The following is a 13,827-nucleotide window of genomic DNA, read 5'->3' on the forward strand; positions in this document are numbered from 1 at the left end:
GTCAGATCACCTCCGGGGCCAGCGAGATGATGCGCATGTACTTCTTGTCGCGCAGCTCACGGCCGACGGGGCCGAAGATGCGGGTACCGCGCGGCTCGCCGTCGTTCTTGAGGATGACGGCGGCGTTCTCGTCGAACTTGATGTACGAGCCGTCCGGGCGACGGGTCTCCTTGGCCGTGCGAACGATGACAGCCGTGACGACGTCACCCTTCTTCACGTTGCCACCCGGGATGGCGTCCTTGACCGTGGCGATGATCTTGTCGCCCAGGCCGGCGTAGCGGCGCCTCGTGCCACCGAGAACACGGATGCAGAGGATCTCCTTCGCACCGGTGTTGTCGGCGACCTTCAGTCGCGACTCCTGCTGGATCATTTCTTCTCTTCTCCTGTTGTTTCGCCGGTTCCCTCGCGGGGCCTTGCGGAACGGTGTCGGATGCCACCTGCGGTGGCGCGCCGGCGGTCTTCGCTGGTCGGGTTTCCAAGCCGGTGTCAGCTCGTCGTCGGCTCCGAACGTGGGTCGGGAGAGGGGCTCGAGAGCCCCCTCTCCATCAGTCGGTGGGGTCTGCGCGAGGCAAACCTCCCCAAGGGTACGCGATTACTTGGCCTTCTCCACAATTTCGAGCAGGCGCCAGCGCTTGGTTGCCGACAGCGGGCGGGTCTCCATGACGCGGACACGGTCGCCGATGCCGGCGGCGTTCTCCTCGTCGTGGGCCTTCAGCTTCATCGTGCGGGTCATGACCTTGCCGTACAGGGCGTGCTTGACGCGCTGCTCGATCGCGACGGTGATGGTCTTGTCCATCTTGTCGCTGGTGACGATGCCCTCACGCACCTTGCGCGCGTTGCGCTCAACAGTCTCACTCACGGATGTGCCTTACTTCTCGAGGTCCGGGTCGGGGACGATGCCCAGGTTGCGCTCCTGGAGCACGGTGTAGACGCGGGCGATGTCCTTGCGGACCTCGCGCAGGCGGCCGTGCGACTCGAGCTGGCCGGTCGCGCCCTGGAAGCGGAGCGTGAACAGCTCCTCCTTCAGCTCGACGACCTTCTTGTTGAGCTCCTCGCGGCTCAGCCCGCGGAGGTCAGCGGCGACGAGTGCCTTCGCCATCAGATGTCACCTGCTTCCCGCTTGATGAAGCGTGCCTTGAAGGGCAGCTTGTGGATGGCCAGACGCATGGCCTCGCGGGCCACCTCCTCCGGCACGCCGGAGAGCTCGAAGAGCACGCGGCCCGGCTTGATGTTCGCGATCCACCACTCGGGGGAACCCTTACCCGAACCCATGCGGGACTCGGCGGGGTGCTTGGTCATGGGGCGGTCGGGGTAGACGTTGATCCACACCTTGCCACCACGCTTGATGTGGCGGGTCATGGCGATACGGGCCGACTCGATCTGACGGTTGGTCAGGTAGCCGGAGTCCATCGCCTGGATGCCGTAGTCGCCGAAGGCCAGCTTGGTGCCGCCCTTGGCCATCCCGTCACGCTTCGGGTGGTGCTGCTTGCGGTGCTTGACGCGACGCGGAATCAGCATGTGTCACGCTCCTTCGGTGTTCGCAGCCTCGGCCGGGGCCTCGGCTGCGGCTTCGGCGCGGCGGCGTCCGCCACGCTCGGGACGATCGCCACGGGGACCACCGTCGCGGCGCGGGCCACGGCCCGGGCGACGCTGGCCGCCGGCGGCGGCTGCACGGGCGGCCTTCTGGGCGGCGCGCTCGGCGCGCGACCCGGAGACGTCACCCTTGTAGATCCACACCTTCACGCCGATGCGACCGAACGTCGTACGGGCCTCGTAGAAGCCGTAGTCGATGTCGGCGCGCAGCGTGTGCAGCGGGACGCGACCCTCGCGGTAGAACTCCGAGCGGCTCATCTCGGCGCCGCCGAGACGGCCGGAGCACTGGATCCGGATGCCCTGGGCGCCCGACCGCATGGCGGTCTGCTGCGCCTTGCGCATCGCGCGGCGGAAGGCCACACGGGCGCCGAGCTGCTCGGCGATGCCCTGGGCGACCAGCTGGGCGTCGATCTCGGGGTTCTTGACCTCGAGGATGTTCAGCTGGACCTGCTTGCCGGTCAGCTTCTCCAGCTGCGCGCGGACACGCTCGGCCTCAGCACCGCTGCGGCCGATGACGATGCCCGGACGCGCCGCGTGCAGGAAGATCGTGACGCGCTCGGAGCGACGCTCGATCTCGATGCTGCTGATGCCGGCGCGCTCCAGGTTGGTGCGCAGCCACTCACGGATCTTGACGTCCTCCGCGACCAGCTCGGCGTAGTTCTTGTCGGCGTACCAACGGGTCTTGTGGTCGGTGGTGATGCCCAGGCGGAAGCCATGGGGGTTGATCTTCTGTCCCATGCTCAGGCTCCCTTCGTGCCCTTGGGCTCGACGACGACGGTGATGTGCGACGCACGCTTCATGATCCGGCTCGCGGAGCCCTTGGCCCGCGGGCGGATGCGGCGCAGCGTGACGCCCTCATCGACGAACGCCTGGGAGATGAACAGGTCATCGGCCCGCAGGCTCTCGGTGTTCTCGGCGTTGGCGGCCGCGGAGGCGACCACCTTGTAGACCGGGTCGGAGGCGGCCTGCGGTGCGAACTTCAGCACCGCGAGGGCCTCGTTGACGTCCATGCCGCGGACGACGTCCACGACACGACGCACCTTGGTCGGAGACATCCGGACGTGACGCGCGATGGCGTACGAGCCGGGACGGTCCCCGAGCAGCGCAGCACGGCGGCTGGGCCGGCTCTCGTTGTTGCTCATGAATCCTTTTCCTGTTCTCGCGGCAATCAGCGCCGACGCGACTTCTTGTCGTCCTTCACGTGGCCGCGGTAGGTACGCGTCGGGGCGAACTCGCCCAGCTTGTGACCCACCATGGCCTCGGAGACGAACACCGGGACATGCTTGCGACCGTCGTGCACCGCGATGGTGTGCCCGATCATGTCGGGGCTGATCATGGAGCGGCGGGACCAGGTCTTGATGACGTTCTTGGTGCCCTTCTCGTTCTGCACGTCGACCTTCTTGGCCAGGTGCTCGTCGATGAAGGGGCCCTTCTTCAGGCTGCGTGGCATTCTTTCCTACTCCCCGATCAGCGCTTCTTGCCGGACTTGCGGCGACGGATGATGAGCTTGCTGCTCGCCTTGTTCTTGTCACGGGTGCGACCCTCGGGCTTGCCCCAGGGGCTGACCGGGTGACGGCCACCGGACGTGCGACCCTCGCCACCACCGTGCGGGTGGTCGATCGGGTTCATGACGACACCGCGGACGGTCGGGCGGATGCCCTTCCAGCGGTTGCGGCCGGCCTTGCCCCAGTTGATGTTGCTCTGCTCGGCGTTGCCGACCTCGCCGACCGTCGCGCGGCAGCGGACGTCGACCATGCGCATCTCGCCCGAGGGGAGGCGCAGGGTGGCGAAGCGACCCTCACGGGCGACCAGCTGGATGCCGGCACCGGCGGAGCGGCCCATCTTGGCGCCGCCACCGGGACGCAGCTCCACCGCGTGCACCGTGGTGCCGACGGGGATGTTGCGCAGCGGCAGGTTGTTGCCGGGCTTGATGTCCGCGCCCTCGCCGGCCTCCACCATCGCGCCCTGGGCCAGGCCCTCGGGAGCGATGATGTAGCGCTTGGCGCCGTCGACGTAGTGCAGCAGCGCGATGCGGGCGGTGCGGTTCGGGTCGTACTCGATGTGAGCGACCTTGGCCGGGACGCCGTCCTTGTCGTACCGCTTGAAGTCGATGATGCGGTAGGCCTGCTTGTGGCCACCACCGATGTGGCGGGTGGTCACGCGCCCCTGGTTGTTGCGCCCACCGGTCTTCTTGATCGGGACGAGCAGCGACTTCTCAGGGGTGGAACGGGTCAGCTCGGAGAAGTCCGAGACCGACGAGCCGCGACGACCCGGGGTCGTGGGCTTGTACTTGCGAATAGCCATGTGTGTTCAGTCCTCGCCTTAGTTGCCCTGGCCGAAGATGTCGATCCGCTGGCCCTCGGCGACCGTGACGATCGCGCGCTTGGTGTCGGGACGCTTGCCCGTGCCGTAGCGCAGGCGGCGGCTCTTGCCCTGGCGGTTGATGGTGTTGACGGACGTGACCTTGACGCCGAAGACCTTCTCGACGGCGATCTTGATCTCGGTCTTGTTGGCCCGCGGGTCGACGAGGAACGTGTACTTGTTCTCGTCGAGCAGGCCGTAGCTCTTCTCGCTCACGACCGGCGCGATCAGAACGTCGCGGTGGTCCTTGATCTTCAGGGCGTTGCTCACTTCTCGGTCTCCTTGTCGCTACGCTCCAACTGCGTCGCAACCTCGGACTCGGTCGCGACGGCCTTGACCGACTTGCCCTTGGCCGGACCGGCGACGAAGGCGTCGAGCGCCGCGGTGGAGAACACCACGTCGTCGGCCACGACCGCGTCGTAGGCGTTGAGCTGGTCAGGGGTGATCAGGTGCACGCTGGCCACGTTGCGGAGGCTCAGCCACGCGATCTCCTCGTCGCGGGTCAGCACCACGAGGACGCGCTTGCCGGCGATCGACTCCAGCGCCTGGAGGGCGGCCTTGGTGGAGGGCTTGTCACCCTTCACGAAGGTGTCGATCACGTGCAGGCGACCGTCGCGGGCGCGGTCGGACAGGACGCCACGGAGGGCGGCCGCGACCATCTTCTTGGGGGTGCGCTGCGCGTAGCTGCGGGGCTGCGGGCCGTGCACGACACCACCGCCGGTCCACTGCGGGGCGCGGCGCGAACCCTGGCGGGCGCGACCGGTGCCCTTCTGGCGCCACGGCTTGGCGCCACCGCCGCGGACGTCGCCGCGGGTCTTGGTGGCGTGGGTGCCCTGGCGGGCGGCGGCCAGCTGGGCCACCACGACCTGGTGGATCAGGGGGATGTTGGTCTGCACGCCGAACAGCTCGGCGGGCAGGTCAGCCTTCTTCTTCGTGCCAAGGATGGCGACGCTCAGGGACTCGGCCATGCTCAGGCTCCCTTCTTGGCGGCGGTGCGCACGACGACCAGGGCGCCCTTGGGGCCGGGCACGGAGCCCTTGACCAGGATCAGGCCGCGCTCGGCGTCCACCGAGTGGATCGTGAGGTTCTGCACGGTCACCTTGTCGACGCCCATGCGGCCGGCCATCTTCATGCCGGCGAACACGCGGGACGGGGTCGAGGACTGGCCGATCGAACCCGGGGCGCGGTGCTTGCGGTGGGTACCGTGCGAGGCGCCGAGGCCACCGAAGCCGTGGCGCTTCATGACACCAGCGGTGCCCTTGCCCTTGGAGACGCCCGTGACGTCGACGACCTGGCCGGCCTCGAACGTCTCGGCGGTGACCTCCTGGCCGAGCGTGTACTCCGATGCGTCGGCGGTGCGGAGCTCCACCAGGTGCTTGCGCGGGGTGACGCCGGCAGCCTCGAAGTGGCCGGTCTCGGGCTTGTTCACGTTCTTGGGCTTGACGGCGCCGAAGGCGAGCTGAACGGCGTTGTAGCCGTCCTTCTCAGGCGTGCGGACCTGCGTGACGACGCAGGGGCCGGCCTGGATGACGGTGACGGGGACGATCTTGTTGTTCTCGTCCCAGAGCTGGGTCATGCCGAGCTTGGAGCCCAGGATGCCCTTCACAGTGCGGTTGTTGTTCACGGCAGCCGACCTCACGGAAGCTTGATCTCGATGTCCACACCGGCCGGAAGGTCGAGACGCATCAGCGAGTCAACCGTCTTCGGCGTGGGGTCGAGGATGTCGATGAGCCGCTTGTGGGTGCGCATCTCGAAGTGCTCGCGGCTGTCCTTGTACTTGTGGGGCGACCGGATGACGCAGTACACGTTCTTCTCGGTCGGGAGGGGCACCGGGCCGGCGACCTGAGCGCCGGTACGGGTGACCGTGTCGACGATCTTCTTCGCCGACGTGTCGATGACCTCGTGGTCATAGGCCCGGAGTCGGATCCGGATCTTCTGTCCCGCCATGGGTTTCCTTCGTTGGTCGTGGCCGGGGGCATCACTCCCCTGCCTCGCGTTGGGCTCCTCGGGTGAGAAACCCCTTGTCACTCCGACCCCCGCGGTCGGGCGTGTCGCGCCTCTCAGGGCCGCACAAATCTCAGATTCCTGGGACTTGGTCGGGCCCGGCGTCAACCACCAGACCTGCTCGGGTTGGCTTTACCGGCGGAGCACCCCTCCGGGACACCCGGAAGGACGCCTTGCCGCCACCGGCGTCAAAGCAACCCTGCAATCCTACGTCGGACGCCGTGGCATCGGCAAATCACGCTCCCGCGGAGCGCCCGCACCCCGGGACGCGCGCGTGGGCGCCCCCGCGCGGGTGAACAATGCGGGGCATGCGCGTGCACAACTTCTCCGCCGGTCCGGCGATGCTGCCCACCGAGGTCCTCGACCAGGCCCAGGCCGAACTGCTCGACTGGGGCGGCTCCGGCATGTCGGTGATGGAGGTGTCGCACCGCGGGAAGGCGTTCGTCGCCTGCGCCGCGCAGACCGAGGCCTCCCTGCGCGAGGTCATGGGCATCAGCGACGAGTACGCCTGCCTGTTCCTGCAGGGCGGCGCGCTGGGCCAGTTCGCCGCGGCGCCGATGAACCTGTCGGCCGCCGGCGACACCATCGCCTTCCTCAACACCGGCGACTGGTCGAAGAAGGCCATCGCCGAGGCGAAGAAGTACGCCGACGTGGCCGTCGTCGCCGACACCGCGGACAGCAACTTCACCACGATCCCGGCGCCCGGCTCCTACGAGGTGCCCGCCGAGGCCGCTTACCTCCACTACACCCCGAACGAGACCATCCGAGGGCTCGAGTTCGACCACGTGCCGGCGGCCGGCGTCCCCGTGGTGGCCGACCTGAGCTCGACCATCCTGTCCCGGCCCGTCGACGTGGACGCCCACGGCGTCATCTACGCGGGGGCCCAGAAGAACATGGGCCCCTCGGGCCTTGTGGTCGTCGTCGTGCGCCGCGACCTGCTCGGACGCCCCCGCACCGAGACCCCGACCGTGTGGGACTGGACCGTCCAGGCGGGTGCCGACTCCATGATCAACACCCCGCCCACCTTCGGGCTCTACCTGCTCGGCCTCACCCTGGACTGGGTGAAGGCCAACGGCGGGCTCGAGGGCATGGCCGCGCGCAACCGCGAGAAGGCGGAGCTGCTCTACGGCTTCATCGACGACTCCCCCTTCTACTCCAACCCGGTCGAGCCGGCGTACCGCTCGTGGATGAACGTGCCGTTCCTCATCAGCGCCCCCGACCTCGACAAGCAGTTCGTCGCCGAGGCCGAGGCCGCCGGCCTCACCAACCTGGCCGGCCACCGCTCGGTGGGCGGCATGCGCGCCTCCCTCTACAACGCGATGCCGCTGGCCGGCGTCCAGGCCCTCGTCGACTTCATGAAGGAGTTCGAGCGCACGCACGGCTGAGCCGTCGCCGCCGCGTTCGCAGGAGAACCATGACCTTTCGCATCCGCACCCTGAACTCGATCAGCCAGGCCGGCCTGTCCCGCCTGGGCGCCGACGCCTTCGACGTCGGGCCCGACGTCGCCGACCCGCACGCCATCCTCGTGCGCTCGGCGAGCCTGCACGGCGAACCCGTGCCGGCGTCCTTGATGGCCGTGGCCCGCGCCGGGGCCGGCACCAACAACATCCCGGTCGCGGAGATGTCCAAGCGGGGCATCCCGGTGTTCAACACGCCAGGCTCCAACGCCAACGCGGTCAAGGAGCTGGTCGTGGCCGGCATCTTCCTGGCCGCCCGCAACATCGTGGACGCCGCGGCCTTCGCACACCGCCTCGAGGGTGACCACGAGACGATGGACAAGCTGGTCGAGGCCGGCAAGAAGAACTACGTCGGCTTCGAGCTGCCCGGTCGCACGCTCGGCGTGATCGGTCTGGGCGCGATCGGTGTCGAGGTGGCCAACGTGGCGATCTCGCTCGGCATGAAGGTGCTCGGCTACGACCCGGCCATCACGGTCGAGCACGCGTGGCGCCTGTCCAGCAACGTCGAGCGCGTCATCTCCCTGGACCAGCTGCTGCGCCGGTCCGACATCGTGACCCTGCACATCCCGCTGGTCGACGGCACCCGGGGCCTGATCGGCGACACCCAGTTCCGCGCGATGAAGAACTCGGCCGTGCTGATCAACTTCGCGCGCGGCCCCATCGTGGACGAGACCGCCCTGATCGAGGCCCTCGAGAGCGGCCAGCTGCGCGGGTACGTATGCGACTTCCCGACGCCGCTGCTCAACAAGCGGCCGAAGGTGGTGACGCTCCCCCACCTCGGGGCGTCCACGCGCGAGGCGGAAGAGAACAGCGCGGTCATGGCGGTGGAGGAACTGCGCGAATACCTCACGGAGGGGACGATTCGGAACTCGGTGAACTTTCCGACCGCGCAGCTGGCCCGCTCGGCCGGCGCCCAACGGATCGCGCTGACCAACGCCAATGTGCCGAACATGGTCGCCCAGATCTCCACGATCGTCGGCGAATCCCGCCTCAACATCGCCGACCTGCTGAACTCCTCGCGCGGTGAGCTGGCCTACACGCTGGTCGACGTGAACGGCGAGGTGCCGGACGCCCTGATACGACGCTTGGGCGAGATCGAGGGAGTGCTGTCGGCCCGCCTGGTCTGAACCGCAGGTGCTGCTCCCTCACCGTCCGAAGAGCGCCCCGAGCGGGGGCTCCAGTGCGCACGACTGCTGGACCTTGTCGAGGCTCGCCTTGTCCAGTTCGTTGAACGGAGTCCAGCCTTCGTTCCGGTACGCCGCTGGAAATTGCTCTCGGCTCGGCACAGTGCTCGGGGCGAAGCCAAGTTCAGCCATGCAGGGCATCAACACGTCGGTGTAGTACTCGTGGACAACACGGAGCTGGTCGTCGGTCAGACCTTGGCCGTAGGTCGGATCCACGGTGTATCGAGACGCACAGCTGTACACAGCTTCGTGGTAGGCGGAGACCTGGGACTCCGGCAAGGGCTGGGCCAGACGGTAGCCGTGCCCGTCTGACGCTGATTCGACCGAGAACCCCAACTCCTCCAAGCAGTGCTTGCTCACCTCGCCGACCTCGTCGGGAGTGATCCATCGAACCAGTTCCCACGTCGGCGGGGGATCGTCCAGTCGCAGGTCCGCAGCCCGACGCGCCAGATCGAACTCCCGGATCTGTCGTTTCTCCTCCTCGGTCAGGCTGGGCAGGTCCTGCACCGGCGTTCGCGGGCGCCACTCCTGCCCGGGCCCGGCCTGCTCGGTCACTGGGGCCTCGTCATCGGCACCGGGCACTGCGCAGCCGAGCATCGTCAGGAGCAGGCAGAGCCCCAGTGCGCCTCGCGCTGGCGTCCGACGCACTGCAGACCTCACACGCCGGGACCACAGCCGGGTGCAGAGCAACTCTTCGACCCACGCTTCTCCACCAACGCATGCGCTGGGCTGGCAGCCGCCACGACGACGACCAGTGCCCCCACCGCGGCCGTCACGATACGGAATCCACTTCTCATGCCCTTCTTCCCCTCCTTTGGGTCGGGTTCCAGCGCCACGCGGCTTCTCCTCCGGTGACCGCAGATCACAGCGTCAAGGGAGTCTTTCCAGACCTGAGACCACCTGTCAAGAGTCGGTTCCGCGAGCGTGACAATCAGGCACTGCTCTCGATGGCGCCCGCGAGCCACCCGTCCGGCCAGCTTCACGGCGTGCGCATGACGTCGACCGGATCAAGGCGGGACGCGTAGGCGGCGGGAGGCAGCGCCGCGATGGCGGCGACCAGCCCCGCCAGCACGCCGATGGCGAGCGTGAAGTCCACCGGGGTGGGGTGCCCGCTGACCTGGTTGATGATCCAACCCCCGGCACAGCCCAGGGCCGCCCCGAGCAGGGCGGTGATCAGGGTCCGCAAGGTGACCAGGGCGATCAGGTCGGCCCGGGTCACGCCCAGGGTGCGGCGGCGTCCCAGGTCACGGCGCCGGATCAACACGTCTGCCAACACCACCGCGGCGACGAAGAACCCGCCAGCACCCAGGATCAACACCAACAGAGTGCGCCCGAACTCGCTCATCTGCGCGTTCAGGTCCCGCGCCGTCTCAGCCAACGCGGCCGGCGAATCGACCTGTACCCCCTGCACGTCCGTCGGCGCGAGGATCGACAGGATCGACCGCACCGTCGACCTGGCCGAGGCGACATCGTCGATCACGACCCGCAACTCCCGACCCTCTGCACCCGGCAGCGCCACGACCAGACCACCAGCGGCCAGGTCCTCGAACGGTGGCCGGGCCCGGTACGCGCCCACGATCGGGTACTGGGTCATCCCATCGACGGTGGTCAGGTAACCGACCGGTTCGGCCAGCCCCCACGTCCGCAACTGGGACGCCGACACCGCCGCCTCACCCGGCCGCGGCACCCTGCCCCGCACGATCTCCCCCACATGGTCCACCTCACCAAGCACCGGCCACACCGGCAACCGTGTTCCCCCCGGGCCGATGAGCCCGTTGACCGCGTCGAACGGCGCCCCCAACGCGTCGGCGGACTCCACCGAGCTCACATGCCGAACCACCGCCAACGTCCGCGCGTTGACGAACCCACCACCGCGGGTGTCGACCACCGACAACCGGCGAGCGCCCTCCTGCTCCATCCGGTCAGCCACGTCGAACGCAGCCGCCGCCGACCGCCCCACGGTCACCAGGGCGGCCAGACACATCGCCATCACCACCACGACCGTCAGGATCGAGGAGACCTTCGCCGCCCAGGCGGTCGCCCACGCCTCACGCAGCAGTGCCCGCAACCTCACAGTTGCACCACCTCGTCGGCCTGCGCGATCACGAACGGATCGTGCGTCGCGATCACAACCGTCGCCCCCTGACCGCGCGCCACATCCACCAGGGCACCCAACACCAGCGCAGCGTTGTCACGATCCAAGTTCCCGGTCGGCTCGTCGGCGAGCACGATGTCGGGTTCCAGCAGCAGCGCCCGGCACACGGCCAGGCGCTGCGCCTGCCCACCCGACACCTGCCCCGGCCGGTGGTCGGCACGATGCCCCAGGCCGAACTGCTCCAGCAGGGCGCGGGCGCGTTGCAGCTTGTCCTCGCGCAGGTGGCCGGCGTACAGGGCCGGCTCCAGCACCGAGTCGATCACGCGCCGCGACGGATCCAGCTCGGAATCCTGGAACACGAACCCCACCCGGCGAGCGCGGACGACCGCACGCACGGCGTCCGAGGCCTCGGAGACCGGCTCACCATCGAGCAGCACCTGCCCGCCGGTCGGGGTGAGCAGCAAGCCCACCAGGTACAACAGCGTCGACTTGCCGCGCCCCGACGCCCCGGTGAGCGCCGTCACGCGGCCGGGCGCGAAGTCATGGGTGAGCCCGCCGAACAGTTCCTCGGCACCCTTGCGGTAGGCGAACCGAACGTCCCGCACCCCCAGCACGCCCGCCGCCTCACCGCTCAGGCGTCGGTTCGGGCGAGGACGCCGGCGGGGCCGGGTCCACAGCGCCCGCCCCCCGCGCGGCGTTCCCGGCGGCGAGCACCTGGACGCGCTCACCCTCCGCCACGCCGTCCACGACCGCGACACCGTCCTGGGAGCCCAGCACCGTCACGGGGCGTGCGGTCCGGGTGCCGGCGGCGTCCACGACGAGAACGGACGCCGTGCCGTCAGGGTGGGTCGTGATCGCGGCCACCGGCACGGCGGGCCCGCTCGTCGGCGGAACCACCTGCACCCGGGAGCGGACGAAGATCTCCCCGCCGGTCGACACCGACCCACAGTCCACCCCACACACCGGCCCACCATCGGGGGCGCGCAGGTGGAACAGTGTGTCACCCACGTCGTCGTTCTCGGTGCCCGCCACCACGGCCTGCCACTCATGGCCCTGGTAGCTGATCGTCACAGTCGCCGACTCCGGCACCAACCGGGCCTGCTGCTGCGACAGGCGCAACACGAACGTCGGCTCACCGACGTTGCCGTGGACGACCTTCTCCCCGCCGGCCAGCACCACACCGGGGCCGATCACGTCGGCGTCCAGGCTCAACGCGCTCGGCAGGTGCGGCACCGCCACCAGCTCACCCAGCGCCACCCGCCCCGACTGCGCGATGCCCAGCTGCTTCTGCCACGTCTTGACCGCACGCTCGGTCGACGCCCCGTACGTCCCGTCCGCAGCCGACAGCAGGCCCAGGGCCACCAGCGCCTGCTGGAGTTGGCGCACGTCCTCACCACGGTCACGCAGACCCAACGCCCGGTGGAACGGGGTGGCGCCCTGCACCGCTCGCACCGGGACACCCGCCACGCGGTACAACTCGTCCCCCACGGCCACCTCACCGGTGTCGGACACCGACGTGACCACCCCGGTCAGCGCATTCGCCGCCAACACCCGCCGAGGCTGGGACACCGTCACATTCAGATTGAGCTCACGCCCCAGGGTCTGCTCCGTGACGTCGACCAGCACCTCGGCATCGGGCAGGTCGGTGGCCACGGCGGGCGGTTGCATGGTCACCCGACCCGCCCAGAACCCGGCCAGGACCAGCAGGGCCAACGCGAGGATCCCCCACACGATCCGTCCGGGGCGCACCGTGCGCGACCGCGGGTGCATCGTTCCCTCAGACGTCATGGGGACAGTCTGGCACGCCACCCCGCCGGACCCCGGGCGCCCCTCTGCCCAACCGGTCACACTCCTGCCCGAGAGGGCGGACCAGCCTCGGTTGTCCCCACCTCGAAGTGGGCGACCAGGTCCGGGTCCAGGGGCGCCACGTCGACCGGCGCCGACCCGGTGCGCAGGGAGTCCGCCCCGGCGCAGCCGGCCGCGACGGCCTCGCGCGCGGCGACCGGCGAGGTGTCGGTCGCCCCACCCTCGCGGGCGAACAGCAGGAACTCGGCGACCAGCCGCGGGTCCGCGCCCCCGTGAGTGCCCTCCTCGGCGGCGATGACCTCGGTCCGGTCGGGGTGCCGGGCCGAGCTGTGCCGCGACGTCCAGACGTGGATCACGTCGCCCCCGTCGTCGCCCACGTTCTCCAGCCGGCCGGCGTCCCCGATGACCGTGTAGTTGCGCCAGTAGTCGGGCGTGAAGTGGCACTGCTGGTAGCTGGCCAGCACCCCGTTGTCCAGGCGCATCTGCAGCATCGAGATGTCCTCGACGTCGATGACCGGGTTGGGGTCGGTCTGGGCGGTGGGCGGCCAGTTGTCGGCCGAGTACCAGTCCCACAGCGTGCGGTCTGAGTTGTCGCGGCGGCTGGTGATGTCGCCCTACACAGCCAGGTCGCCCAGCCCGGTGACCCGGCGGGTGTACCCGCCGGCCAGCCAGTGGATCACGTCGAGGTCGTGCGCGCCCTTCTGCAGCAGCAGCGACGTCACGCGAGACCGCTCGGCGTGCCGGTCCCGCGCCGACGAAGTGGCGGCACCAGATCGCCTTCACCGTGCCGATCGCGCCGCCGTCGACGAGCGCCTTCATCTGCCGGACCACGGGCATGTGGCGCATGTTGTGCCCCACGTACAGGCGCGTGCGGTGCTCGCGGGCCGCGCGCAGCACGGCGTCGCAGCCGGCGGTGGTCGTCGCGAGCGGCTTCTCGCAGAAGGTGGGGACGCCGGCGGCCAGCGTGGCCAGCGCCACTGGCGCGTGCAGGTCGTCGGGGGTGAGGACCATCACCGCGTCCAGCCCGAGGCCGAGCAGCGCGTCGAGGTCGGGCACCACCGCCAGCGACCCGTCGGTGTCGAGCGCCTCGCGGGCCAGGCCACCGCGCGCGCCGCACCCCACGACCCCGACCCGCAGGTCCCCACCCATGGCCACTCCTCCTCACCGACCGGGACGCCCCCGGTCCGGGGCCAGCCTGCCACGCGAGCACCCGTGGTCCGGACGATTGGGTCGAGAAGCGTCCTCGCGCGAGGTTCTTCCCTGACAACACACCGCGGCACCGACCATGAGGTCCCTCACCAGTGGCCGGTTTTCGATCGGGGAGGCG

Annotated in this window: 19 protein-coding genes and 1 pseudogene; 2 read left to right on the forward strand and 18 right to left on the reverse strand. The window is 69.4% G+C overall.

Going from position 1 to position 13,827, the window contains the following annotated elements; all coding sequences use genetic code 11:
- Nucleotide 1: 1 nt before the first annotated feature.
- The 12 genes from rplN to rpsJ form a co-directional block, all read right to left on the reverse strand.
- Nucleotides 2–370: a 50S ribosomal protein L14 gene (rplN, locus tag J4N02_RS12155; protein ID WP_182816634.1), complete on the reverse strand. Its 369-nt coding sequence runs from the start codon at nucleotides 368–370 to the stop codon at nucleotides 2–4.
- Nucleotides 371–592: 222 nt separating this feature from the next.
- Nucleotides 593–859, reverse strand: coding sequence for a 30S ribosomal protein S17 (gene rpsQ / locus J4N02_RS12160; protein ID WP_182816636.1), 267 nt, complete (start codon nucleotides 857–859; stop codon nucleotides 593–595).
- 9 nt (nucleotides 860–868) lie between these two features.
- Entirely contained in the window at nucleotides 869–1,099 is a 231-nt protein-coding gene (gene rpmC / locus J4N02_RS12165) for a 50S ribosomal protein L29 (RefSeq protein WP_182816638.1), read from the reverse strand.
- Nucleotides 1,099–1,518 carry a 50S ribosomal protein L16 gene (gene rplP, locus J4N02_RS12170; protein WP_182816640.1) on the reverse strand — a complete coding sequence of 140 codons (420 nt, stop codon included), beginning with the start codon at nucleotides 1,516–1,518 and terminating at the stop codon, nucleotides 1,099–1,101. Before rplP ends, rpmC begins: the two co-directional genes overlap by 1 nt.
- A 3-nt stretch (nucleotides 1,519–1,521) precedes the next feature.
- Complete coding sequence (rpsC, locus tag J4N02_RS12175) at nucleotides 1,522–2,331, reverse strand: 30S ribosomal protein S3 (protein ID WP_182816642.1); 810 nt, start codon at nucleotides 2,329–2,331, stop codon at nucleotides 1,522–1,524.
- Nucleotides 2,332–2,333: 2 nt separating this feature from the next.
- Nucleotides 2,334–2,735 (reverse strand): 50S ribosomal protein L22, encoded by a 402-nt coding sequence (rplV, locus tag J4N02_RS12180; RefSeq protein ID WP_182816643.1) that lies wholly within the window; start codon nucleotides 2,733–2,735, stop codon nucleotides 2,334–2,336.
- Between the two features lie 26 nt (nucleotides 2,736–2,761).
- The gene (gene rpsS, locus J4N02_RS12185; protein WP_131167443.1) at nucleotides 2,762–3,043 is read right to left on the reverse strand and encodes a 30S ribosomal protein S19; all 282 of its coding nucleotides are present in this window, start codon (nucleotides 3,041–3,043) and stop codon (nucleotides 2,762–2,764) included.
- A gap of 17 nt (nucleotides 3,044–3,060) precedes the next feature.
- Nucleotides 3,061–3,897: a 50S ribosomal protein L2 gene (rplB, locus tag J4N02_RS12190; protein WP_182816646.1), complete on the reverse strand. Its 837-nt coding sequence runs from the start codon at nucleotides 3,895–3,897 to the stop codon at nucleotides 3,061–3,063.
- Nucleotides 3,898–3,915: 18 nt separating this feature from the next.
- Entirely contained in the window at nucleotides 3,916–4,224 is a 309-nt protein-coding gene (gene rplW, locus J4N02_RS12195; protein ID WP_208090959.1) for a 50S ribosomal protein L23, read from the reverse strand.
- Entirely contained in the window at nucleotides 4,221–4,922 is a 702-nt protein-coding gene (rplD, locus tag J4N02_RS12200; protein ID WP_182816647.1) for a 50S ribosomal protein L4, read from the reverse strand. Before rplD ends, rplW begins: the two co-directional genes overlap by 4 nt.
- A gap of 2 nt (nucleotides 4,923–4,924) precedes the next feature.
- Nucleotides 4,925–5,578, reverse strand: coding sequence for a 50S ribosomal protein L3 (gene rplC / locus J4N02_RS12205; protein ID WP_182816650.1), 654 nt, complete (start codon nucleotides 5,576–5,578; stop codon nucleotides 4,925–4,927).
- A gap of 11 nt (nucleotides 5,579–5,589) precedes the next feature.
- Nucleotides 5,590–5,901, reverse strand: coding sequence for a 30S ribosomal protein S10 (gene rpsJ / locus J4N02_RS12210; RefSeq protein WP_129459144.1), 312 nt, complete (start codon nucleotides 5,899–5,901; stop codon nucleotides 5,590–5,592).
- 365 nt (nucleotides 5,902–6,266) lie between these two features.
- On the opposite strand from rpsJ, the gene serC reads away from it, so the two are divergent.
- Together serC and J4N02_RS12220 are read left to right on the forward strand one after the other, a co-directional pair.
- Nucleotides 6,267–7,343 (forward strand): 3-phosphoserine/phosphohydroxythreonine transaminase, encoded by a 1,077-nt coding sequence (gene serC, locus J4N02_RS12215; protein WP_188333143.1) that lies wholly within the window; start codon nucleotides 6,267–6,269, stop codon nucleotides 7,341–7,343.
- A 29-nt stretch (nucleotides 7,344–7,372) separates the two neighbouring features.
- Nucleotides 7,373–8,542 (forward strand): phosphoglycerate dehydrogenase, encoded by a 1,170-nt coding sequence (locus J4N02_RS12220; protein ID WP_182816654.1) that lies wholly within the window; start codon nucleotides 7,373–7,375, stop codon nucleotides 8,540–8,542.
- 18 nt (nucleotides 8,543–8,560) lie between these two features.
- Here the strand turns inward: J4N02_RS12220 and J4N02_RS12225 are convergent, their stop codons facing one another.
- From J4N02_RS12225 to J4N02_RS17210, 6 genes and pseudogenes are all read right to left on the reverse strand, one after another.
- Nucleotides 8,561–9,154, reverse strand: a complete 594-nt coding sequence (locus J4N02_RS12225) for a hypothetical protein (protein WP_188333144.1) — start codon at nucleotides 9,152–9,154, stop codon at nucleotides 8,561–8,563.
- 424 nt (nucleotides 9,155–9,578) lie between these two features.
- Complete coding sequence (locus J4N02_RS12230; RefSeq protein WP_188333145.1) at nucleotides 9,579–10,673, reverse strand: ABC transporter permease; 1,095 nt, start codon at nucleotides 10,671–10,673, stop codon at nucleotides 9,579–9,581.
- Nucleotides 10,670–11,308 (reverse strand): ABC transporter ATP-binding protein, encoded by a 639-nt coding sequence (locus tag J4N02_RS12235; protein ID WP_188333146.1) that lies wholly within the window; start codon nucleotides 11,306–11,308, stop codon nucleotides 10,670–10,672. Before J4N02_RS12235 ends, J4N02_RS12230 begins: the two co-directional genes overlap by 4 nt.
- A gap of 10 nt (nucleotides 11,309–11,318) precedes the next feature.
- Nucleotides 11,319–12,482: a peptidoglycan-binding domain-containing protein gene (locus J4N02_RS12240; protein WP_188333147.1), complete on the reverse strand. Its 1,164-nt coding sequence runs from the start codon at nucleotides 12,480–12,482 to the stop codon at nucleotides 11,319–11,321.
- 56 nt (nucleotides 12,483–12,538) lie between these two features.
- A complete protein-coding gene (locus J4N02_RS16950; RefSeq protein ID WP_243760798.1) occupies nucleotides 12,539–12,991 on the reverse strand; it encodes a Gfo/Idh/MocA family oxidoreductase in 453 nt (150 codons plus the stop codon).
- A gap of 418 nt (nucleotides 12,992–13,409) precedes the next feature.
- Nucleotides 13,410–13,649: pseudogene (locus J4N02_RS17210) on the reverse strand (Gfo/Idh/MocA family oxidoreductase); the annotation flags it as partial.
- Nucleotides 13,650–13,827 lie beyond the last annotated feature (178 nt).

The sequence above is a fragment of the Propioniciclava sp. MC1595 genome (assembly GCF_017569205.1).
In the GTDB taxonomy this organism is placed as follows: Bacteria; Actinomycetota; Actinomycetes; order Propionibacteriales; family Propionibacteriaceae; genus Propioniciclava.

Excerpts from the sequence above, each read along its gene's own strand:
- rplN (WP_182816634.1), bottom strand. The coding sequence starts at position 370 with ATGATCCAGCAGGAGTCGCGACTGAAGGTCGCCGACAACACCGGTGCG.
- rpmC (WP_182816638.1), bottom strand. The coding sequence starts at position 1,099 with ATGGCGAAGGCACTCGTCGCCGCTGACCTCCGCGGGCTGAGCCGCGAG.
- rplP (WP_182816640.1), bottom strand. The coding sequence starts at position 1,518 with ATGCTGATTCCGCGTCGCGTCAAGCACCGCAAGCAGCACCACCCGAAG.
- rpsC (WP_182816642.1), bottom strand. The coding sequence starts at position 2,331 with ATGGGACAGAAGATCAACCCCCATGGCTTCCGCCTGGGCATCACCACC.
- rplV (WP_182816643.1), bottom strand. The coding sequence starts at position 2,735 with ATGAGCAACAACGAGAGCCGGCCCAGCCGCCGTGCTGCGCTGCTCGGG.
- rpsS (WP_131167443.1), bottom strand. The coding sequence starts at position 3,043 with ATGCCACGCAGCCTGAAGAAGGGCCCCTTCATCGACGAGCACCTGGCC.
- rplB (WP_182816646.1), bottom strand. The coding sequence starts at position 3,897 with ATGGCTATTCGCAAGTACAAGCCCACGACCCCGGGTCGTCGCGGCTCG.
- rplD (WP_182816647.1), bottom strand. The coding sequence starts at position 4,922 with ATGGCCGAGTCCCTGAGCGTCGCCATCCTTGGCACGAAGAAGAAGGCT.
- rpsJ (WP_129459144.1), bottom strand. The coding sequence starts at position 5,901 with ATGGCGGGACAGAAGATCCGGATCCGACTCCGGGCCTATGACCACGAG.
- serC (WP_188333143.1), top strand. The coding sequence starts at position 6,267 with ATGCGCGTGCACAACTTCTCCGCCGGTCCGGCGATGCTGCCCACCGAG.
- J4N02_RS12220 (WP_182816654.1), top strand. The coding sequence starts at position 7,373 with ATGACCTTTCGCATCCGCACCCTGAACTCGATCAGCCAGGCCGGCCTG.
- J4N02_RS12240 (WP_188333147.1), bottom strand. The coding sequence starts at position 12,482 with ATGACGTCTGAGGGAACGATGCACCCGCGGTCGCGCACGGTGCGCCCC.
- J4N02_RS16950 (WP_243760798.1), bottom strand. The coding sequence starts at position 12,991 with ATGCTGCAGATGCGCCTGGACAACGGGGTGCTGGCCAGCTACCAGCAG.